Origin of the sequence: Pseudomonas sp. HMSC065H01, from assembly GCF_001815235.1 — a bacterium.
GTDB lineage: Bacteria > Pseudomonadota > Gammaproteobacteria > Pseudomonadales > Pseudomonadaceae > Pseudomonas > Pseudomonas aeruginosa.
The window spans coordinates 32,231-52,335 of the sequence record NZ_KV819923.1; the positions used below are offsets into that span (position 1 = coordinate 32,231).

The window sequence follows — 20,105 nt, forward strand, 5'->3', positions numbered from 1 at the left end:
CCGATGGAAACCCGCCGTCTGTTCGACCAGGGCTCCGCTGCCTACGCCAGCGCCCGCCCGCGTTATCCCGATGCGCTCTACCGCCATCTCGCCGGGCTCTGCGGCCAGCGCCGGCGCGCCTGGGACTGCGCCACCGGTACCGGCCAGGCCGCGCTCGGCCTGGCGCAGTACTTCGGCGAAGTCCTCGCCAGCGACACCAGCGCGCAGCAGATCGAACACGCCGTTGTCCATCCGGGTATCCGCTACAGCGTGCAGGACGCCGAAGCCACCGACTATCCCGACGCCGCCTTCGACCTGGTCTGCGTAGCCCAGGCCTGGCACTGGTTCGACCATTCGCGCTTCAACCGCGAGCTGCTGCGCGTGCTGCGCCCCGGCGGCGTGTTCGCCGCCTGGGGCTACGGCTGGTTCAGCATCGACGCGCAGATCGATGCCGCCATCGACGAGGAATACCTGCGCCCGATCGGCCCGTACTGGGCGCAACAGAACCGCCTGCTGTGGAACGCCTACCGGGATGTCGAGCTGCCGCTGGGCGAACTCCCCGCGCCGGCCTTCGTCATCGAGCAACAATGGAGCCTGGCCCGGTTGTTCGACTACATGGCCACCTGGTCGGCCAGCCGCCTGTGCCGCGAGGCGCAGGGCAACGCTTTCGTGCGCCAGGCCCTGCAACGGGTCGCCGCGCTCTGGGGCGAGCCGACCTCGACACGCAGGGTTCGCATGCCGCTGGCGCTACGGATCGCGCGCAAGGACGCCTGACCGAGCCTTCGAGCGGTTTTCCGCGGCCGGCGAATCCAGTACGGTAGGCCGCCCTCCTTCCAACTCCCAGCCAAGGAACGCCGCCCCATGAGCCAACCCGTCGCCTTCGTCACCGGCTGCTCCAGCGGCATCGGCCGCGCCCTCGCCGACGCCTTCCAGCGCGCCGGCTACCGGGTCTGGGCCAGCGCGCGCAAGGAGGACGACGTGCGTGCCCTGGCCGAGGCCGGCTTCCAGGCGGTGCAACTGGACGTCAACGACGCCGCCGCGCTGGCCCGTCTGGCCGAGGAACTGGAAGTCGAAGCCGCCGGCCTCGACGTGCTGGTCAACAACGCCGGCTACGGCGCCATGGGTCCGCTGCTGGACGGCGGCGTCGACGCCATGCGCCGGCAGTTCGAGACCAACGTGTTCGCCGTGGTCGGCGTGACCCGCGCGCTGTTCCCGCTACTGAGGCGCAAGTCCGGCCTGGTGGTGAACGTCGGCAGCGTCTCCGGCGTGCTGGTCACGCCCTTCGCCGGCGCCTACTGCGCCTCCAAGGCCGCGGTGCATGCGCTGAGCGATGCCCTGCGCCTGGAGCTGGCTCCGTTCGGCGTCGAGGTGCTGGAAGTGCAGCCGGGCGCCATCGCCTCGAACTTCGGCGCCAGCGCCAGCCGCGAGATGGACAGCGTGGTCGACGAACGCTCGCCCTGGTGGCCGTTGCGCCGGCAGATCCAGGCGCGCGCCGCGGCATCCCAGGACAATCCCACGTCCGCCGAAGACTTCGCCCGCCAGTTGCTAGCCGCCGTGCAGCGCCGTCCGCGCCCGCCGCTGGTGCGCATCGGCAATGGCAGCCGGGCCCTGCCGGCGCTGGCCCGCTGGCTACCGCGCGGCCTGCTGGAGCGGCTGCTGAAGAAGCGCTTCGGCCTCGACACGCGCCTCTGAAACCGCCAGGAGATACCGCCATGGGCGACCGCCTTGCCGTACCCATCCGCTACTACGCCCTGGCCGGGATCGCCGCGGCGATCCTGCTCAACGTGCTGCTGCGCGGGGTGGTCCGCTTCGGCGGCCTGCCGGCCAGCCTGCTGATCGCCGCGCTGGTCGCCGGCGGCCTGGCCTGGTGGTTCGCCCGCGCGCAGCGGCGCTGGCCGACCTGGGGCGAGCGCTTGCGCCTGGTCGCCCTGTATGGCGGAGTGCTCGGGGTCCTTTACCTGCTGCTGGTCGGCCTCGCCTCGCTGAAAGGCGATCCCAGCCCGGCGGCACTGCTCATCGTGGTGCTGCACTACCTGTGCTATCCGGCGCTGTTGCTGGTGTTCTTCTCCGGCAGGGTCTATGGATTCTTCCTGCGCTGACAGGTGAGGCTGCCTCAACGAATTCTTCACATTCTCTTCAGCTCGGCTTGACCCGCCCTCGCCTAGTGTTGGCCACCCACCGCACGAGGCCGACATGCACCGTTCACCGCTCGCCTGGCTCCGCCTGCTCCTCGCCGCCGTGCTCGGCGCCTTCCTGCTCGGCGGCCCGCTGCATGCCGCCGAGACTGCCGCCACGCGTTCGCCAGCCTGGGCGCAAGCGGTCGACCCGTCGATCAACCTCTACCGCATGAGCCCCACCCTCTATCGCAGCGCGCTGCCCAACGCACAGAGCGTCGCGCTGCTGCAACGCCTGCAGGTGAAGACGGTGGTCAGCTTCATCAAGGACGACGACCGCGCCTGGCTGGGCCAGGCTCCGGTGCGGGTGCTCAGCCTGCCGACCCACGCCGACCGGGTCGACGACGCCGAGGTGCTCAGGGTCCTCCGCCAGTTGCAGGCCGCCGAGCGCGAAGGCCCGGTACTGATGCACTGCAAGCACGGCAACAACCGCACCGGACTGTTCGCCGCCATGTACCGCATCGTCGTGCAGGGCTGGGACAAGCAGGCCGCGCTGGAGGAAATGCAGCACGGCGGTTTCGGCGACGAGGACGACATGCGCGACGCCAGCGCCTATGTGCGCGGCGCCGACGTCGACGGCCTGCGCCTGGCGATGGCCAACGGCGAATGCAGCCCGTCGCGCTTCGCCGTCTGCCATGTGCGCGAGTGGATGGCCCAGGCGCTCGACCGGCCGTAAACACGCGCAGGGCCGAAAGGCTTGGTCCCGTCACGCAAGTTTGGCACCCTTGGGACTCGCCGCCGCACGCGGCGGCCCACTTCGACAGCCGCGACGAGACTCCCATGAGCGATGCCCCGACCTCCCCGCGCTTCAGCGCCGCCACCAGCACCCGCCTGCTCGACCATGCGCAACTGGAGGCGCTCTGCGCCGACTATGACGGCTTCCTTCTCGATCTCTGGGGCGTAGTGATGGACGGCACCGAGGCGTTCCCCGGCGCCCTTGCCTGGCTCGCCCGGCGGCACGCCGAAGGCCGCCCGGTCTGGTTCCTCAGCAACTCGTCCAGCAGCGTGGCGGAAATGAGCGCCGGGCTCGAGCGCCTGGGCATCCGGCGCGACTGGTTCGCCGGCATCACCACGTCCGGCCAGTTGACCATCGACGCCCTGCTGCAAACCGCCGAATACCGGCGTGGCGGTATCTACCTGGCCGGCGTCGGCCTGGCCCAGCAGAGCTGGCCGGCGGAAATCCGCGAGCGCTTCGTCGAGGACATCGCCCAGGCGGCGCTGATCGTCGGCGTCGGCAGCTTTCCCCAGGATGAACTGGAACAGCGCTTCGCGCCCCTGCGCGGCGCCACCGACCTACCGTTCCTCTGCGCCAACCCGGACCGCGTGGTGGTTTCCGGCGGCCGCACGGTATACGGCGCGGGCATGCTCGCCGAGCTGTTCAGCGAGGAAGGCGGCCAGGTCAGCTGGTACGGCAAGCCCGACCCGGCGGCCTTCCGCATCGCCCAGCGGCAACTGGAAGCGCGCGGCGCGCGGCACATCCTGTTCGTCGGCGACTCGCTGGTGACCGACGTCCCCGGCGCCCTCGCCGCGCGCATCGATACGCTCTGGCTGGGCGCCACCGGCATCCACCGCGAAGCCCTGGGCGCCGAGTTCAACGGAGCACTCGACGAGGAGCGGGTCAGGTCGCTGCTGCACGGCTATCCGATCCGACCGCACTTTGCCGCGCCAGGGCTGGTCTGACCCTCAAAGGTCGGAAAAAGGATGCACGCATGCACTGGCTGGACTACCTGCAATGGCCCGCCATGCTGGTCACGGTGGTGGCCGCCTGGCTGGTGGCGTCGGCGCATCGGCGAAGACGCAAGGTCGGCTTCTGGGTGTTCCTCGCCAGCAACCTGCTGTGGATCGCCTGGGGCCTGTACGCCCAGGCCTATGCGCTGATCCTGCTGCAGGTCTGCCTGGCGGCGATGAACCTGCGCGGCACCCATCGCAACGAAGCGCCACAGGACAGCGCCTGATGGCCGCCAACGAAAACGCCCGCCATGACGGCGGGCACTCGCTTTGCGAAGGCTGCGCTCAGTGCGCCCCCTCGCTTTTCTCCAGCGGCTGGCCGGCGTAGATACGACGCACCAGCGGGCCGATGGAAAGCCCCTGGAGCAGGATCGATACCAGCACCACGATGTAGGTCAGGCTGAGGATCAGGTCGCGCTCCGGCCCCAACGGCAGGGACAGCGCCAGCGCCACCGAGACGCCGCCGCGCAGCCCACCCCAGACCAGGATGCGGATGGTGCCCGCCGGTACCTGCCGGTTGGCGCCACGGAAACGGCGCAGGACCAGGATCGCCGGGCCCACCGTGAGCAGGCGCGAGACCAGCACCGCGCCGCCTAGGGCGAAGGCCGCCGCCACGTGCAGCCAGGAGAACGGCAACAGCAGTAGCTCCAGGCCGATCAGGGCGAACAGCAGGGCGTTGAGGATCTCGTCGATCAGTTCCCAGAACTTGTCCACGTAGCGCCGGGTCTCGTCCGACATCGCGTAGTGGCGTCCGTGGTTGCCGATGATCAGCCCGGCCACCACCATCGCGATCGGCGCCGATACGTGCAGGCGCGCGGCCAGCGCGGCACCGCCGATGACCAGGGCGAGGGTCAGCATGACCTCCACCTGGTACTGGTCGATGCCGCGCATCATCACGAACACGCCGTAGCCGAGCACCGCACCGAAGACCACGCCGCCGATGGCTTCCTGGACGAAGAGGATCGCCGTGGCGCTGACCGTGGGCGCCTCGCCGAGCTGGAGGATGCCGAGGATGATGGCGAACACCACCACCGCGGTGCCGTCGTTGAACAGCGACTCGCCGACGATGGTGGTCGCCAGCGGTTTCGGCGCGCCGGCGGACTTGAGGATGCCGAGCACGGCAATGGGGTCGGTCGGCGAGATCAGCGCGCCGAACAGCAGGCAGTAGATGAAATCCACCTGCCAGCCGAACAGCGGGAAGGTGTAGTAGGCCAGGCCACCGATGACGAAGGTGGCGATCAGCACCCCGGCGGTGGCCAGCAGGCCGATCGGCCACTTGTAGCTGCGCAGGTCGGAGAGGTCGACGTGCAGTGCGCCGGCGAACAGCAGCGCGGGCAGGAACCAGGTCATCAGCACTTCGGAGAAGTCGATGCGGCGGATGATTTCCTGCATCTCCACCTCGAGGATCGGATAGCCCAGTTCCGACAGCCCCTGGACGATCAGCGAGAACACCAGCGCCGTGGCCATCACGCCGATGGTCGGCGGCAGGCGGATGAAGCGGTAGTTCACGTAGGTGAGCAAGGTGGTCAAGGCAATGAATGCCGCGACGAGATCGAGCATGACGCGGGGTACTCCCTTAGCAGAAGGTAAAACACCTACCCCAAAAGGCCGATCCGTGAACCGTGGGGTGCGAATGTCTGGAAAAGCCCGAGAAAATTTCGGAACCCGCATCATAACCGCAGAAAAGCCCTGGACGTCCAGCGCACCGATACGGTGCATGGCGCGCCGCCGACGCGGCAGCACCATTATCGACCGCTTCCCCGGGAAAATTTCTTCGTTCGCCGCCAGCCCAGGCGAGACGGCGGCTGCGGCCGCTTGCCCAGGCCCGGTCATGGCACAAGCATGGCCGTTTCGTTGAACCTCCGCGAACGACGAACGGTCAACCCTTTCAGGGTCGGGAATTCGGTGCCCATCCGAAGCCTTTGATTTCCGGCCTGTTTCCGCGCTTCGACGAAGCGCCCGACAGCGTAGCCAACGCTCATTCCGAAGGGAGTCCCGACCATGGTGAAAACCTGTGGCAAGGCCCTGCTCGGCCTCTGCGCCGCAGCCGCCGTACTGGCCTTGCTGATCCACTGGATCACCCCCGCGACCATCCTCCACTACCGCGAGGACCTGCTGTTCTACTTGCAGGCCCACCTGGTGCTGGTCTTCAGTTCGATGGCGGCCGCCCTGCTGGTCGGCGTGCCGGCCGGCATCCTGCTCAGCCGTCCCGGCATGCAGGCCCAGGCCGAACGCCTGATGCAGGTGTTCAACGTCGGCAACACCATCCCGCCGCTGGCGGTGCTGGCCATCGCCCTGGCGATCATCGGCATCGGCAACGGCCCGGCAATCCTCGCCCTGTTCCTCGCCTCGCTGCTGCCGATCGTGCGCAACACCTACGAGGGCCTGCGCAATGTCTCGCCGGCGCTGAAGGAAGCCGCCACCGGCATCGGCATGACGCCCAACCAGGTGCTGCTGCGGGTGGAACTGCCGAACGCGGTGCCGATCATCGTCGGCGGCGTGCGCGTGGCCCTGGCGCTGAACGTCGGCTCCGCGCCGCTGGCGTTCCTGATCGGCGCCAACAGCCTGGGCAGCCTGATCTTCCCCGGCATCTACCTGAACAACCACCAGCAACTGCTGCTCGGCGCCGCCTGCACGGCGCTCCTCGCCCTGCTGCTGGACGCCCTGGTGGTGCTGTTCAGCCGCATGTTCCTGGAACGCGGCCTGACCGCCAAGGAGGCCTGATGAACCGACTGATCCGCTCACTCTGCCTGGCCTGCGCCGGCCTGTTCGCCGCCGGCCTGGCGCAGGCGGAAACCCTGCGCATCGGCGGCAAGACCTTCACCGAGCAGCGCATCCTCACCGCCATCACCGCGCAGTTCCTGCAGAAGCGCGGCTACGACGTGACGGTCACCACCGGCCTGGGCAGCACCCTGGCCCGCGCCGCCCAGGAAAGCGGCCAACTGGATATCGTCTGGGAGTACACCGGCTCGTCGCTGATCGTCTACAACCACATCGACGAGAAGCTCGACGCCGCGGCTTCCTACCGCCGGGTCAAGCAACTCGACGAAGCCCAGGGCCTGGTCTGGCTGAAGCCGACCCGCTTCAACAACACCTATGCCCTGGCCATGCCCGAGGAACAGGCCGAGCGCCTGGGCATCCAGAGCGTCAGCGATCTCGCGCGGGTGCTCGCCGAACAGCAGGAGGCCGAGCCCGGGAGCACCCACCTGTTCGCCATGGACCCGGAGTTCGCCGGCCGCCCCGACGGCCTCGGCCCCATGAGCGAGCTGTACGCCCTGCACTTCACCCGCAACGACATCCGCCAGATGGACGCCGGGCTGGTCTACACCGCGCTGAAGAACCGCCAGGTGTTCCTCGGCCTCGTCTACACCACCGACGGCCGCCTGAAGGATTTCAAGCTGCGCGTGCTGAAGGACGACAAGCAGTACTTCCCCTTCTACAACGCCGCCCCGGTGGTGCGTAAGGAGGTCATGCAGCGCCATCCGGAGTTCGCCACGCTGTTCGATCCGATCATCGAGCGGCTCGACGACGCCACCATGCAGGCGCTCAACGCGCGGGTCGATATCGAGCAGCAGACGCCACAGAAGGTCGCCGCCGACTTCCTCCGCGAACACCACCTGCTCGACGACGGCCAGGCCGGCCAGGGAGGTAGCCAGTAATGGACTTCTTCAGCGTGCTTTCCCATCTCGACTGGTCCCAGGTCGGCCAGCTCACCCTCCAGCACCTGCTGCTGGTACTGGTCGCCGTAGGCCTGGCGATCCTCGTCGGCGTGCCGCTGGGCGTGCTGATGACCCGCTTCACGTGGCTGGCCGGCCCGTTGCAGGGCGCCGCCACGGTGATGCTGACCATCCCCTCGATCGCCCTGTTCGGCCTGCTGATGCCGGTCTACTCGGTATTCGGCCAGGGCCTCGGGCCGCTGCCGGCGATCACCGCGGTGTTCCTCTATTCGCTGCTGCCGATCCTGCGCAACACCTACCTCGCCCTGACCGGCGTCGAAGCGGGCATCCGCGAGGCCGGCAAGGGCATCGGCATGACCTTCTGGCAACGCCTGCGGATGGTCGACATTCCCCTCGCGGTGCCGGTGATCCTCGCCGGCGTACGCACCGCCGTGGTGATGAACATCGGCGTGATGACCATCGCCGCGGTGATCGGCGCCGGCGGCCTGGGCGTGCTGATCCTCACTTCCATCAGCCAGAGCAACATGCCGATGCTGGTGGTCGGCGCGGTACTGGTCAGCCTCCTGGCCATCGCCGCCGACCTGCTGCTGCAATGGCTGCAACGCATCCTCACCCCCAAGGGACTGCGCGCCAGCGCGCACTGACAGGAGCCGAACATGATCGAACTGGACAAGCTCAGCAAGACCTTCACCCAGAAGAACGGCAAGGAGTTCCGCGCCGTCGATTCCGTCAGCCTGACCGTGGAGAAAGGCGAGATCTGCGTCTTCCTCGGCCCCTCCGGCTGCGGCAAGACCACCACCCTGAAGATGATCAACCGGATCATCCCGCCGACCTCCGGCCGCGTGCTGATCGACGGCCAGGACACCGCGGACCTCGACGAGGTCACCCTGCGCCGCCACATCGGCTACGTGATTCAGCAGATCGGCCTGTTCCCGAACATGACCATCGAGGAAAACATCATGGTCGTGCCGCGCCTGCTCGGCTGGGACAAGGCGCGCTGCAAGGAGAAGGCCCGCGAGCTGATGAGCATGGTCAAGCTGGAGCCCAAGCAGTACCTGCAACGCTACCCGCGCGAACTCTCCGGCGGCCAGCAGCAGCGCGTCGGGGTGATCCGCGCGCTGGCGGCGGACGCGCCGCTGCTGCTGATGGACGAGCCGTTCGGCGCGGTCGACCCGATCAACCGCGAGTCGATCCAGAACGAGTTCTTCGAGATGCAGCGCAAGCTCGGCATGACCGTGATCATGGTCAGCCACGACATCGACGAAGCCATCAAGCTGGGTGACAAGGTGGCGGTGTTCAAGAGCGGCCGGCTGCTCCAGTACGACCACCCGGACACCCTGCTGGCGCACCCGGCGGACGAGTTCGTCAGCGCCTTCACCGGCCAGGACAGCACGCTCAAGCGCCTGCTCCTGGTGCGCGCCGAAGACGCCGCCGACAGCAGCCTGGTCACCGCCCGGCCGCAGACCCCGGTGGCCGAGGCGCTGGAACTGATGGACGAGAACGACCGGCGCTACCTGATCGTGGTGGATGACCAGGGCAAGGGCCTGGGCTACGTGCGACGCAAGGACCTGCGCCGCCAGGAGGGCACCTGCGCGCCGTTCGTCACCCCGTTCCGGGTCACCGCCAGCCACGACGAGCACCTGCGCATCCTGTTGTCGCGGATGTACGAGTTCAACAGCTCCTGGCTGCCGGTGCTCGACCCCGACCAGCAGTTCCTCGGCGAGGTCACCCAGGAATCCATCGCCGACTACCTCAGCTCCGGCCGCTCGCGCGGCGGCAAGGGCCTGATCGTGTCGCCGGCCGAACAGGTCGGGGCCTAGGCCGCCGGGTGGATATTCACCGCCGGCAGCCGCCAACCGCAGCGTATTCCTGGCGAGTGGCGCCCTCTTCCGCCCCGCCGAAACGAAAAAGCCCGGCATCCGCCGGGCTTCTCCCTGCCCCTTCCACTCAACCGGCCCGCCCCGGCGCCTGCGCCGCCGAGGCCTGGTCGTCGCGCCCTTGCGGCTTGACGATCACCGTGCAGGTGATCCCCGCCGAGAGCAGCACGCCGTCCGGCACTTCGTCGATGTGTACCCGCACCGGCACGCGCTGGGCCAGGCGCACCCAGTTGAAAGTGGGGTTGACGTCGGCGGTCAGCTCGCGGCTTTCCGGGTTGTCGCGGTCGTAGATGCCGCGGGCGATGCTTTCCACGTGGCCCTTGAGGTGTTCGCCGCTCATCAGCTGCATGTCCACCGGGTCGCCTTCGCGGATGTACGGCAGCTTGGTTTCCTCGAAGTAGCCGTAGACCCAGTAGGAGTTCTTGTCGATCACCGCCATCTTCGCCTCGCCGACCCGCGCGTAGTCGCCACGGTGCACGTTGAGGTTGGTGACGTAGCCGTCGACCTGCGCCACCACCCGGGTGCGCTCCAGGTTCAGGCGCGCGGCGTCGAGCTGGGCCTTGGCCTGCTCGTAGTCGGCCATCGCCGCGGCGGCGGTGTTGTGGGCGTCGTCGCGGCTTTCGCGGGAGACCACCATCTCATCCATTTCCGCGCGCCGCCGGGCGTTCAACTGGCGCATCTCCAGGGTCGCCTTGCGCGAGGCAACCAGCGACTCGGCCTGCTTCACCGCAATACGGTAGTGGTCGGGGTCGATCTGCATCAGCAGGTCGCCTTTCTTCACCAACTGGTTGTCGCGCACCGGGACGTCGACGACGATCCCGGAAACGTCGGCGGCGACATTGATCACGTCGGCGCGCACGCGACCGTCACGGGTCCAGGGGGTGTCCATGTAGTTGACCCACAGGGTCCGCCCGATGAATACGGCGACCAGCAGGATCAGCAGGGTCGCCAGCAGGCTGATTACGGATTTCAAGGTCATGGTCGGCTCACGATAACGAAGAGGTGCGCTACCGCCTCAGCGGTAGATGGTCAGGGACAGGCCGCCGTACAGGCAGGCGAACAGGCTGACCCGGAACAGCGCCGGGTGCCAGGTGAAGCGATACAGGCCAACCGAGGCGAAGATCCGGTCGAGCCCCCAGGTGAGCGCCGCGGCGATCACGAACAACAGCGTCAGGGTCGGCATGTAGACCCCATGGATGGCGATTTCACGAGGCATGGACGGTACCTTGGCCGCTCGTCCGGCCGGCCAGTTCGGTCAGTGGCGAGGTCGGCGCGAGCAGGGAAGAACGGATGAAGTGCAGGTAGCTGCGCACCCGCCGTAGCGGCGAGCTGTCGAAGTGCGGCGCGCAGGGTTCGTCGGTGTGCCTGGCCGCGTGGATGGCCTGGTCGACAGCCGCCAGGGCGCGCTCCAGGTTCTCCGCACCGGGGCGCACGAACAGCCGGATCAGGGCCCGCCCCATGGCGCGGATCGCCTGGCGCCAGGGCATGGCCTCGGCGTAGCAGGGTTCGTCCGGCAGGCGCTCCTGCTCGCGACGCAGCTCGATGATCGCGTGGCCGACCTCGAGCACCAGGAACATCCAGCGCAGCAGCCCGCGCTGCACGTCCGGGCGCCCGGCGGCGACGCCATAGGCCTGGTTCAGCAGGTCGCGGGTACCGCTTTCGAAGGCCGAGCCAAGCCCCCTGCTCCTGCCGCTGATGGCGAACACCACGCGCATCCGCAGGTCGCGCTCGAGGCGCTTCCACAGCCAGGCGCTGTTGGGCGGCAGAATGACCGCAGCGGCCGCGGCCGAGAGCAGCATCGAGAGGATCAGGGCGATGTACTCGTTGATCACGTGGGCCGGGTCGTAGACGGTCAGGTTCGCCGGCACCGAACCGAAGCAGAAGAACACCAGCAGGCCGAGACCGTAGCCGGCCCACTGCGGCCGCGAGGAGATGAACGCGCCGAGGGCGAACACCGGCGCCAGCACCAGGCACAGCAGCGGGAAACCGTCGATGTGCGGGTAGACGAAGAACATCTCGCTGAAGCCGAGCAGCGCCGCCGCCATGGTGCCGATGGCCATCTGCATGGCGACCTTCTTCGGGTTCGGCGCCGCCGAGGCCAGCGCCGAGACCGCCACCGCATTGAGGGCGAAGGTGCCGCCGCTGGGCCAGGTGCTGTAGATCCAGAAGCAGCCGAACAGCAGGATCATCAACCCGGTGCGCATCCCCGCCACTGCCGCCGCCACCGCGTTGGCCTTGGCGGTGAAGGCGTCCTTCCACTGCTCGCGCTCGTGGCGGTGGGCGGCCAGCGAGGCATGGGTCAGGGCGTAGTCGTGCATTTCCTCGGCGAAACGGTAGAGCAGCTCGGCGGCGGTATTGAAGTCCAGCCGCGCCTCTTCGCCCGGCTCCCGCGCCAGCAGCTCGCCGCGCGCCTGGCGGATACGCGCCATCAGGCGTTCGCGGCAGTCGGCGAGGCGCTGGGCGAAGCGCTCGGCGTCATGGTCGGTGACGGCGCGGCCACGGATCTCCTCGAGCAGCCCGGTGATTTCCTCCAAGCACGGCTCGAACGCATCCAGCACCTGGGTGGAGCCCTGCGCGCGCAAGCGTTCGAGCAACTGGTGGAGGGCGTGGAAACGGGTATTCATGGCCATGAACTCGCTGCTCAGGCGAATCAGCCGGCCATTGCGCAGGCGCATGTGCGGATCCTCGAAGGCGCTCGCCGCGCGCATCGTCTCCAGGCCCACCGCCTGGGCGGCGAAGGCCACGTTGCTGCTTTCGAAGCGCTCGCGCCCGCCGACCCCGCGCAGGCTGTCGAGGACGAACGCGGCGAACAGGCCGAAGCGCACGTACAGCGCATTGCGCATCGCCGCGCTGGTGGTCTGCGGCATGATCACCGCGCTGACCACCCCCGAGCAGAGGATCGCCAGGCTGATTTCCAGGACCCGCCAGATCGCCTGCATGAAGGCGCCTTCCGGATGGCTGGTGGCGGGGATGCCGATCAGCGTCGCGGTGTAGCCGGCGAGCACGCAGGCGTAGGAGCGGAAGTCACGGTAGCGGGCGGCCCCGGCGGTGCAGAGGCCGATCCAGATCGCCGAGCTGAGCAGGAACAGCACTCGCTCCTGGGCGAACAGGGCGATCAGGGTGACCATCACGCTGAGGCCGACCAGGGTGCCGAGGATGCGGTAGAAGCTCTTGGCGAACACCTGGCCGCTCTGCGGCTGCATGACGATGAACACGGTGATGGTCGCCGTGCTCGGCTGCGGCAATTCCAGGCGCATCGCCAGCCAGAGGGTCAGGAAGGCCGCGCAGAGCACCTTGAACACGTAGATCCAGGTCGCCCCGTCGCTGCGCGCCCACTCGGCCAGCGCGCGCCGCCACTCGTCGCGGCTGGGCAGGGCGAAACCAGCGGAGCGGCCGCTCATCGCGAAGACACCGCTCTGACCGGGACGTTCTCCGGCGCCAGCTTCCGCTGCACCGGCGTATCGGCGCCGGCCCCGACGCCGCCGCCGAGGGCGGTGAGCAGGCTGGCATGGGCGGCCAGCCGGGCGGCCTGCACCTGCTCCTGGACCAGTTGCTGCTGGAACAGCCGGGTCTGCGCGTTGAGCACGTTGAGGTAATCGGTGAGGCCGCGCTGGTAGGCCAGGGTGGCGATATCGTAGGTCTTCTGCGCGGAAGCCACCGATTGCGCGGCGAATTCCTTCTGGATGTCCACCGAATGCAGGCGGATCAACTGGTCGGAAATGTTCTTCAGCGCATCCACCAGGGTCTGGTTGTATTGCTCCACCGCCGCGTCGTAGCCGGCCGCCGCCTCGCCCAACTGCGAACGCAGGCGGCCGCCGTCGAAGATCGGCAGGGTCACCGCCGGGCCGGCGCTGTAGGTGTACTTGGCGCTGCGGAAGAACTCCAGCATGCCGCCGCCGACGGCACTGAAGCCGACCGAGGCCATCAGGTCGACGTTGGGGTAGAAGTCGGCGCGCGCCACGTCCACGCCCTTGGCCAGGGCGGCGACCTGCCAGCGGCGGGCGACCACATCCGGGCGGCGACCGAGCAGTTCGGCCGGCAAGGCGCTGGGCAGGCTCGGCTGCGCCGCCAGGTTCAGGCTTGGCCGGCGGATCGTGCGGCCTTCGCCCGGGCCCTTGCCGGCCAGGGCGGCGAGCAGGTTGCGGGTGAGCTGGATTTCTTCGTCGATCACCTCGATGCGGCGCTCGGTCTCGGGCAGCGGCACTTCCGCCTGGCTGACCTCGAAATGCGTGCCGATGCCGCCGCGCAGGCGACGCTGGGCCAGGGCGAGGATGTCGCGCTGCTGTTGCAGCATGGCCTTGGCGATGTCCATCTCGGCGTACTGCAACGAGAGCTGGACGTAGGCGCGGACGATGTTGCCCTCCAGCTCGAGCTGCGCCTGGCGCGCCTCGGCGGCGGCCATGTGGGCCAGGTCGACGGCGCGCTCGCTGTCGCTGCGGTCGCGCCCCCAGAGATCGAGCTTGTAGTTCAGGCCGATCTCGGTGGAGTTGTTCCAGGAAGTGGTCCGCGCCAGGTCGCCGGGGCCGTAGAAATAGTCGTCCGGCCAGCGGTGGCGGACCAGCGAGCCCTTGCCCTCGATCTGCGGCGACTCGATGGACTCCACCAGCCCGGCCATGGACTTCGCCTGGCGTACCCGCGCATGGGCTACCGCCAGGCCTGGATTGCCGTCCAGCGCCTTCTCGATCCAGGCGTCCAGCTGCGGATCGGCATACACCTTCCACCACTGCGCCTGCGGCCAGCCGGCCTCGCGGGCGGCAGCCTGGATCGCATGGTCGGTGGCCAGGGCGTTGGCGTCGAGCGTGGCGGCCTCGGGGGCGATATCGCCTGTACTGACACAACCGGATATTGCGGAGAAAACGACGAGAAAACCGACGAAGGAGCCGACCAAGGTCAGTTCCTTCCTGAGAGCACGCGGCACGTTGTCTGATCCTGGAGGGGCGAAGCACGGAATTTGAACGGTACGGGCGCCGTTCAACCCGCTCGAGCGTTCGTGCGCTCGGGGGCCGATGAATTTTAAGAGGCTGGCGGCTGCTGATAAGCTGGCTCAAGTGCGATTGTTTATTGCGTAATGTGAAATAATCCGCCCTCGCAACAATCTGACACACTTCTGCGCGTGCCTAGGAGGCCCCGTCGATGGACACCCTGCAAAACATGCGAGCCTTCGTCTGCGTGGCGGAAACCGGAAGCTTCACCGCGGCGTCCCAGCAGCTCAACACCACCACCGCCTATGTTTCGCGGGCGGTGGCCAACCTCGAGACGCACCTGCGCACCCGCCTGCTCAACCGTACCACTCGTCGCATCGCCCTCACCGAGGCCGGCCAGCGCTACCTGCTGCGCTGCGAGCAGATCCTCGCCTACGTCGAGGAAGCCGAGGCCGAAGCCAGCGATGCCCATGCCCGTCCCGCCGGCAAGCTGAAGCTGCATTCGATGACCGGCATCGGCCAGCACTACGTGATCCGCGCCATCGCCGGCTACCGCCAGCAGTACCGCGACGTGACCTTCGATCTGACCATGGCCAACCGCGTGCCGGACCTGCTCGACGAGGGCTTCGACGTGGCCATCGTGGTGGCCTCCGAGCTGCCCGATTCCGGCTTCATTTCCCAGCGCATCGGCGAGACCTACAGCATTCTTTGCGCCTCGCCGGAGTACCTGCGCCTGAACGGCACGCCGAGCGAGCCTTCGGAGCTGGCCAGCCACGACTGCCTGCGCCTGGTCAGCCCGGTGGTGCCGCTGGATCGCTGGCTGTTCGACGGTCCCAACGGCCAGGAAATGGTCTCCATCGGCGCCTCGCCGTTCCAGGTCAATGTCGGCGACGCCATGACCGAGGCGATCCGCTCCGGGCTGGGCATCGGTATCCTGCCGGTGTATTCGGCCATCGAGGACCTGGGCAAGGGCACCCTGGTGCGGGTCCTGCCGCAGCACCGCCTGCAACAGCTCAACGTCTTTGCGCTGTACCCTTCGCGGCAGTATCTCGACGCGAAGATCAAGACCTGGGTGGAATACCTCAAGGAAAGCCTGCCCGGCCTGCTCCAGCGCGACGAAGCGGCGCTGGTGGAGCTGGGGCTGGAACTCGGAAGATCCTCCTGAGCCGATAATCGCCCGTCAAGCGGCGGGCCCCTGCCCGCCGCTTCGATGGCGGTGGTATGGTCGGCGCTTTCGCTCCCGCTTGCAGAGTCCCGTCATGAAAAAGAACGTCTTCGTCTTCAGTCGCCTCGCCCCCGAGCATCTCGAACGCCTGCAATGCCAGTTCAACGTCCGCGTGCTCGAACCGAAACAGGGCGACATCGACGCCCAGTACGCCGCCGCCCTGCCCGATACCCACGGCATGATCGGCGTCGGCCGGCCGCTCGGCGCCAGGCAACTGGAACAGGCGAAGCAGCTGGAAGTCATCTCCAGCGTCTCGGTCGGCTACGACAACTATGACCTGGACTACCTGAACCGCCGCGGCATCGCTCTCACCAACACGCCCGACGTCCTCACCGAGACCACCGCCGACCTCGGCTTCGCCCTGCTGATCAGCGCCGCGCGACGGGTCGCCGAGCTGGACGCCTGGGTCAAGGCCGGGAACTGGAAGCGCACCGTCGACGCCCCGCAGTTCGGCACCGACGTGCATGGCAAGAAACTCGGCATCCTCGGCCTCGGCCGGATCGGCGCGGCCATCGCCCGGCGCGGCCGTTTCGGCTTCGGCATGCAGGTGCTCTACCATGGCAACAACCGCAAGCCGGAACTGGAACAGGAACTCGGCGCGCGCTTCCTCGGCTTCGACGAACTGCTCGGCGAGGCCGACTTCGTCTGCGTGGTGGTGCCGCTGGGAGCGCAGACCCGGCAGTTGATCGGTGCGCGCGAACTGGGCCTGATGAAACCCTCGGCGATCCTGGTCAACGTCGCCCGCGGCCAGGTGGTCGATGAGGCCGCGCTGGTCGCCGCCCTGCGGGAGAAGCGCATCCTCGGCGCCGGCCTGGATGTCTACGAGAAGGAACCGCTGGCCGAATCGCCGCTGTTCGCCCTGGACAACGTGGTGACCCTGCCGCACATCGGCTCGGCCACCCACGAGACCCGCCGGGCCATGGCCGAGCGGGCGCTGCAGAACTTCGAGGCGGCCTTGCGCGGCGAGCGGCCGCTGGACCTGGTCAATCCGCAGGTGTGGCGACGCGGCTGAGCGCGCCTCCCTCTCCGCTAGGTCGAGCGCGCCGGCCCGGCCAGCGCCGGCGCCTTCGGCTTGCGGAACACCAAGACGTTGCCGAGCATCACCAGGACCAGCCCGGCCAGCGCCGGTGCGGTCCAGCGGTAGCCCTCGGCGAAGGCCGAGATGTTCAGCGCCACCACCGGGAACAGCACGGTGCAGTAGGCGGCGCGATCCGGGCCCATGCGCCCGACCAGGGTCAGGTAGGCGGTGAAGCCGATCACCGAGCCGGGGATCGCCAGGTACAGCAGCGAGCCGACGTAGCGCGCGCTCCAGTCGAAATTCAGCGGCACGCCCTGGAACAGGCACAGCGCCAGGAGGATCAGGGTGCCGTAGAGCATGCTCCAGGCATTGCCGGTGAGCGGGCGGATGCCGGCCTTCTGTTGCAGGCTGGAAAGCATGTTGCCGGTGGAGAAGCACAGCGTGCCTAGCAGGGCCAGGCCGAGGCCGTAGAAGGTTTCCGGGGTGGCCTGGTGACCCACCAATTCCGGCCAGAACAGCAGCCCCAGGCCGAGCAGGCCGAGACCGCCACCGGCCATCACGTTCGACGCGATGCGCTGGCCGAACCACAGGCGGGCGTTCAGCGCATTCCACAGGGTGGCGGTGGAGAACACCACGGCCACCAGGCCGCTGGGAATCCACTGGCTGGCGGTATAGAAGCAGATGAAATTCAGGCAGAACAGGCATACGCCCTGGGCCATGCACAGGCGTTGGCCCCGTGCGTCCAGCCTTTGCAGGCGGCGGCCGAGCAGCAGCACGGCGAACAGCACCAGCGCCGCCAGGGCGAAGCGGTAGGCGATCGACAGGGTGATCGCCACCGGGCCCATCTGCAGCTTGATGGCGATCCAGGTGGTGCCCCAGATGAGCACGGTGAGCAGGTACAGCGAAAGATTCATGGCGACTCCGCAACGACAGGATGCCGTCAGTCTGCGGGCGAGGCCGGGCGCGACCATTGTCCATTCTTGCGCTTTTCATCCGCCGCCTCTCGCGGCAGCGTCCGGGCGCGGGTAGCATGGCCGGCATGCACCAACCCAGTGATTTCCAGGTATTCCGCACCCTCGACCGGACCTCCAATGCGCGCCTGCTGCGCAGCAGCACGCTCAGCGACGGCCTGGCGCTCGCCCATTGGTACCGCGACGAAGCGGAGATCCTCGGCTACAGCGACCCCGGCCATCACACCCTGTCGCTCTACCTGCAGGGCGGCTGGCAGACCTTCCGCCGCGATCGTCCCGGGCTCTATGGCGGCCCCGACCGCTTCTGCGTGATGCCGGCCGAACACCACTCCGACTGGGCGGTGACACGCGGCCTGGGCTTCATGCACCTGTACATAAGCCCGGAACGCCTGGCCGGCGCGGCGGTACGCACCCTCGATTGCGAACCACGCAGCCTGCAACTGGAGGAGCGCACCTACATCCAGGACGAGCCGCTGGCCGCCCTGTGCCGGACCCTGGAACGACAGGACTGGAACGAACCCGGCGAGCGCCTGCTATGCACCAGCCTCGCCCACCAGGCGGTGGACCACCTGCTGCTCACCGGGTGCGGCAGGCGTACCGACGTACGCTGGCAGGGCGGGCTGGCCGCGCACGTGCGGCGGCGCCTGGCCGACTACATCGAAAGCCACCTGGAGCAGCCGCTGGAACTGGGGTCGCTGGCGGAGCTGGCGGCGCTCTCCGAGTACCACTTCGCGCGCATGTTCCGCGTCTCCTTCGGCCTGCCGCCGCACCGCTACGTGCTGGAACGACGCCTGGCGCGGGCCCGCGACCTGCTGGCGTACTCCGCGCAGTCGCTCCAGGAGGTCTCGCTGGCCTGCGGCTTCGCCAGTCCGAGCCATTTCAACCGGCGCTTCCGCGAAGCCCATGGCGCCACCCCGGGGCAGTACCGCGCCGCCCTGAAAGCCTCCTGAAAGCCAGGCGCCGACAGCCTGCGGTTGTAGGCAGGCATTCCCGCAGCATAAAATGATAACTATTATCATTCGTTAATCCTTCTGCTCCGGGAATGTCCAGGTGTCGAGCGCCGACCTCGCCCATGCGGCCGCGTTGCATACCCTCTACAGCGACCACCACCACTGGCTCACGGGTTGGCTGCGGCGCCGCCTCGGCTGCCCGCAGAACGCCGCCGACCTGGCCCAGGACACCTTCGTCAAGGTCCTGGTTTCGCGCCAGGCCGCGCGCATCGACGAACCGCGCGCCTTCCTCACCACCATCGCCCGCCGCGTGCTGTGCAACCACTACCGCCGCCAGGACGTCGAGCGCGCCTACCTGGAAGCCCTGGCCAGCCTGCCCGAGCGGGAAGTCCCCAGCGAAGAGACCCGCGCCATCGTCCTGGAGACCCTGGTCGAGCTGGACCGTCTGCTCGACGGTCTGCCGCCGCTGGCCAAGGAGACCTTCCTGCTGGCCCAGCTCGACGGCCTGGGCTACGCCGAGATCGCCACGCAGCTGGGCATCTCCCTGAGCAGCGTCAAGCGCTACATGCTCAAGGCTGCGCAACGCTGCTACTTCGCCGAGCTGCCATGAGCCTGCCCGCCGCACCCAAGGTGCCGCCGCAGGTGGCTGAACAGGCCGTGCGCTGGCTGGTCGAGCTGCAGGGCGGCGCCGACGACGAACGCCTGCGCCAGGCCTTGGAGTGCTGGCGCCAGGCGGCCCCGGAACACGAGCAGGCCTGGCGCCACATCGAGGCGGTCAACCAGCGCCTGGCCGGGATAGGCACGCCACTGGCCCTGGCCGCCATCAACGCACCGCATTCGCCGCAACGCCGGCGCGCGCTGAAGACCCTGCTGCTGGTCCTGGCCGCCGGCGGCAGCGCCTGGGGCCTGCGCGAGAGCGGCAGCCTGCAGCGCTGGAGCGCCGACTATGCCACCGGCGTCGGCGAACGCCGGCGCCTGGCCCTGGCCGACGGCAGTCGCCTCGAGCTGAACAGCGACACGGCGGTGGATGTCCGCTTCGATGCCGGCGAACGGCGCCTGCTCCTGCTGCGCGGGGAAATCCAGCTCAGCACCGGCCACGACCCGCGCCCGCTGCACGTGTACAGCGCGGAAGGCCGGCTGCGACCGGTGGGCACCCGGTTCGACGTGCGCCAGTTCGCCGGACGCACCCGCGTCGCCGTCCACGAAGGCGCGGTGCAGGTGGAGAACCACGCCGGCCAGGGCCTGCTGCTGCCCAGCGGCCGGCAGCTGGACTTCGACCGCGAGCGACTCGGCGCTCCGCAGCCGCTGCCGGTCGGCAGCGGCGCCTGGACCGACGGCATGCTGGTGGCCGCCGGCATGCGCCTGGACGAATTCCTCGCCGAAGTCGCGCGCTACCGCCCCGGCCGGCTGGGCTGCGACCCGCGCATCGGCGGCCTGCGGATTTCCGGCAGCTATCCGCTGGACGATAGCGAGCGGATCCTCGCCACCCTGCCGGCGGTGCTGCCCGTGGAGGTACGGCGCGTCACCCGCTACTGGGTCGGCGTGCACCCGCGCGAATGAGCGGAAAGATATTTCCGCGCACCT

General features: G+C 68.5%; 21 protein-coding genes. 15 read left to right on the forward strand and 6 right to left on the reverse strand.

Going from position 1 to position 20,105, the window contains the following annotated elements; all coding sequences use genetic code 11:
- Window positions 1-3: 3 nt before the first annotated feature.
- The 6 genes from HMPREF3014_RS26215 to HMPREF3014_RS26240 all read left to right on the forward strand — a co-directional run bounded on the left by HMPREF3014_RS26215 (window position 4) and on the right by HMPREF3014_RS26240 (window position 4,108).
- Window positions 4-753, forward strand: a complete 750-nt coding sequence (locus HMPREF3014_RS26215; RefSeq protein WP_003111263.1) for a class I SAM-dependent methyltransferase — start codon at window positions 4-6, stop codon at window positions 751-753.
- Between the two features lie 87 nt (window positions 754-840).
- Entirely contained in the window at window positions 841-1,671 is an 831-nt protein-coding gene (locus tag HMPREF3014_RS26220; RefSeq protein WP_003119258.1) for an SDR family oxidoreductase, read from the forward strand.
- Window positions 1,672-1,691: 20 nt separating this feature from the next.
- Complete coding sequence (locus HMPREF3014_RS26225; RefSeq protein WP_003113771.1) at window positions 1,692-2,078, forward strand: hypothetical protein; 387 nt, start codon at window positions 1,692-1,694, stop codon at window positions 2,076-2,078.
- Window positions 2,079-2,172: 94 nt separating this feature from the next.
- On the forward strand, window positions 2,173-2,829 hold the full coding sequence (gene tpbA / locus HMPREF3014_RS26230) for a tyrosine phosphatase TpbA (RefSeq protein ID WP_023087016.1): 657 nt from the start codon (window positions 2,173-2,175) through the stop codon (window positions 2,827-2,829).
- A 104-nt stretch (window positions 2,830-2,933) separates the two neighbouring features.
- Window positions 2,934-3,833: a TIGR01459 family HAD-type hydrolase gene (locus HMPREF3014_RS26235; protein WP_003113770.1), complete on the forward strand. Its 900-nt coding sequence runs from the start codon at window positions 2,934-2,936 to the stop codon at window positions 3,831-3,833.
- A gap of 29 nt (window positions 3,834-3,862) precedes the next feature.
- Window positions 3,863-4,108, forward strand: coding sequence for a YgjV family protein (locus HMPREF3014_RS26240; protein ID WP_003092978.1), 246 nt, complete (start codon window positions 3,863-3,865; stop codon window positions 4,106-4,108).
- Between the two features lie 58 nt (window positions 4,109-4,166).
- Here HMPREF3014_RS26240 and HMPREF3014_RS26245 read toward each other — a convergent pair whose 3' ends face one another.
- On the reverse strand, window positions 4,167-5,441 hold the full coding sequence (locus HMPREF3014_RS26245; protein ID WP_003105667.1) for a cation:proton antiporter: 1,275 nt from the start codon (window positions 5,439-5,441) through the stop codon (window positions 4,167-4,169).
- Window positions 5,442-5,882: 441 nt separating this feature from the next.
- Here HMPREF3014_RS26245 and HMPREF3014_RS26250 point away from each other — a divergent pair, with 441 nt between their 5' ends.
- Genes HMPREF3014_RS26250 through HMPREF3014_RS26265 form a run of 4 tightly spaced genes read left to right on the forward strand, consistent with a single transcriptional unit; the run spans window position 5,883 to window position 9,378 of the window.
- Entirely contained in the window at window positions 5,883-6,605 is a 723-nt protein-coding gene (locus HMPREF3014_RS26250; protein ID WP_003092982.1) for an ABC transporter permease, read from the forward strand.
- Window positions 6,605-7,540 carry a glycine betaine ABC transporter substrate-binding protein gene (locus HMPREF3014_RS26255; RefSeq protein WP_003105663.1) on the forward strand — a complete coding sequence of 312 codons (936 nt, stop codon included), beginning with the start codon at window positions 6,605-6,607 and terminating at the stop codon, window positions 7,538-7,540. The genes HMPREF3014_RS26250 and HMPREF3014_RS26255 overlap by 1 nt, the downstream gene beginning before the upstream one ends.
- On the forward strand, window positions 7,540-8,202 hold the full coding sequence (locus HMPREF3014_RS26260; protein ID WP_003119254.1) for an ABC transporter permease: 663 nt from the start codon (window positions 7,540-7,542) through the stop codon (window positions 8,200-8,202). The genes HMPREF3014_RS26255 and HMPREF3014_RS26260 overlap by 1 nt, the downstream gene beginning before the upstream one ends.
- A gap of 12 nt (window positions 8,203-8,214) precedes the next feature.
- Window positions 8,215-9,378, forward strand: coding sequence for an osmoprotectant ABC transporter ATP-binding protein OsmV (locus tag HMPREF3014_RS26265; protein WP_003113768.1), 1,164 nt, complete (start codon window positions 8,215-8,217; stop codon window positions 9,376-9,378).
- Between the two features lie 127 nt (window positions 9,379-9,505).
- Here HMPREF3014_RS26265 and HMPREF3014_RS26270 read toward each other — a convergent pair whose 3' ends face one another.
- The 4 genes from HMPREF3014_RS26270 to HMPREF3014_RS26285 are packed head-to-tail and all read right to left on the reverse strand — an operon-like array spanning window position 9,506 to window position 14,323.
- On the reverse strand, window positions 9,506-10,414 hold the full coding sequence (locus HMPREF3014_RS26270) for an efflux RND transporter periplasmic adaptor subunit (RefSeq protein WP_003113767.1): 909 nt from the start codon (window positions 10,412-10,414) through the stop codon (window positions 9,506-9,508).
- 36 nt (window positions 10,415-10,450) lie between these two features.
- Window positions 10,451-10,651 (reverse strand): DUF1656 domain-containing protein, encoded by a 201-nt coding sequence (locus HMPREF3014_RS26275; protein ID WP_003082823.1) that lies wholly within the window; start codon window positions 10,649-10,651, stop codon window positions 10,451-10,453.
- A complete protein-coding gene (locus HMPREF3014_RS26280; protein WP_003119252.1) occupies window positions 10,641-12,836 on the reverse strand; it encodes an FUSC family protein in 2,196 nt (731 codons plus the stop codon). Before HMPREF3014_RS26280 ends, HMPREF3014_RS26275 begins: the two co-directional genes overlap by 11 nt.
- On the reverse strand, window positions 12,833-14,323 hold the full coding sequence (locus HMPREF3014_RS26285; RefSeq protein WP_003162562.1) for an efflux transporter outer membrane subunit: 1,491 nt from the start codon (window positions 14,321-14,323) through the stop codon (window positions 12,833-12,835). Before HMPREF3014_RS26285 ends, HMPREF3014_RS26280 begins: the two co-directional genes overlap by 4 nt.
- A 245-nt stretch (window positions 14,324-14,568) precedes the next feature.
- Here HMPREF3014_RS26285 and HMPREF3014_RS26290 point away from each other — a divergent pair, with 245 nt between their 5' ends.
- Window positions 14,569-15,522, forward strand: coding sequence for a LysR family transcriptional regulator (locus HMPREF3014_RS26290; protein ID WP_004345745.1), 954 nt, complete (start codon window positions 14,569-14,571; stop codon window positions 15,520-15,522).
- A 94-nt stretch (window positions 15,523-15,616) separates the two neighbouring features.
- The gene (locus HMPREF3014_RS26295; RefSeq protein WP_003104226.1) at window positions 15,617-16,594 is read left to right on the forward strand and encodes a 2-hydroxyacid dehydrogenase; all 978 of its coding nucleotides are present in this window, start codon (window positions 15,617-15,619) and stop codon (window positions 16,592-16,594) included.
- A gap of 17 nt (window positions 16,595-16,611) precedes the next feature.
- Here HMPREF3014_RS26295 and HMPREF3014_RS26300 read toward each other — a convergent pair whose 3' ends face one another.
- The gene (locus tag HMPREF3014_RS26300; RefSeq protein ID WP_003092997.1) at window positions 16,612-17,514 is read right to left on the reverse strand and encodes a DMT family transporter; all 903 of its coding nucleotides are present in this window, start codon (window positions 17,512-17,514) and stop codon (window positions 16,612-16,614) included.
- A 125-nt stretch (window positions 17,515-17,639) separates the two neighbouring features.
- Between HMPREF3014_RS26300 and mdrR1 the strand changes: the two genes are divergently transcribed.
- From mdrR1 to HMPREF3014_RS26315, 3 genes are all read left to right on the forward strand, one after another.
- Complete coding sequence (gene mdrR1 / locus HMPREF3014_RS26305) at window positions 17,640-18,521, forward strand: efflux pump transcriptional regulator MdrR1 (protein WP_003132628.1); 882 nt, start codon at window positions 17,640-17,642, stop codon at window positions 18,519-18,521.
- Between the two features lie 100 nt (window positions 18,522-18,621).
- Window positions 18,622-19,131, forward strand: coding sequence for a sigma-70 family RNA polymerase sigma factor (locus HMPREF3014_RS26310; protein ID WP_003092999.1), 510 nt, complete (start codon window positions 18,622-18,624; stop codon window positions 19,129-19,131).
- Window positions 19,128-20,081, forward strand: a complete 954-nt coding sequence (locus HMPREF3014_RS26315; RefSeq protein ID WP_019681216.1) for a FecR domain-containing protein — start codon at window positions 19,128-19,130, stop codon at window positions 20,079-20,081. The genes HMPREF3014_RS26310 and HMPREF3014_RS26315 overlap by 4 nt, the downstream gene beginning before the upstream one ends.
- The last annotated feature ends 24 nt before the right edge of the window (window positions 20,082-20,105 follow it).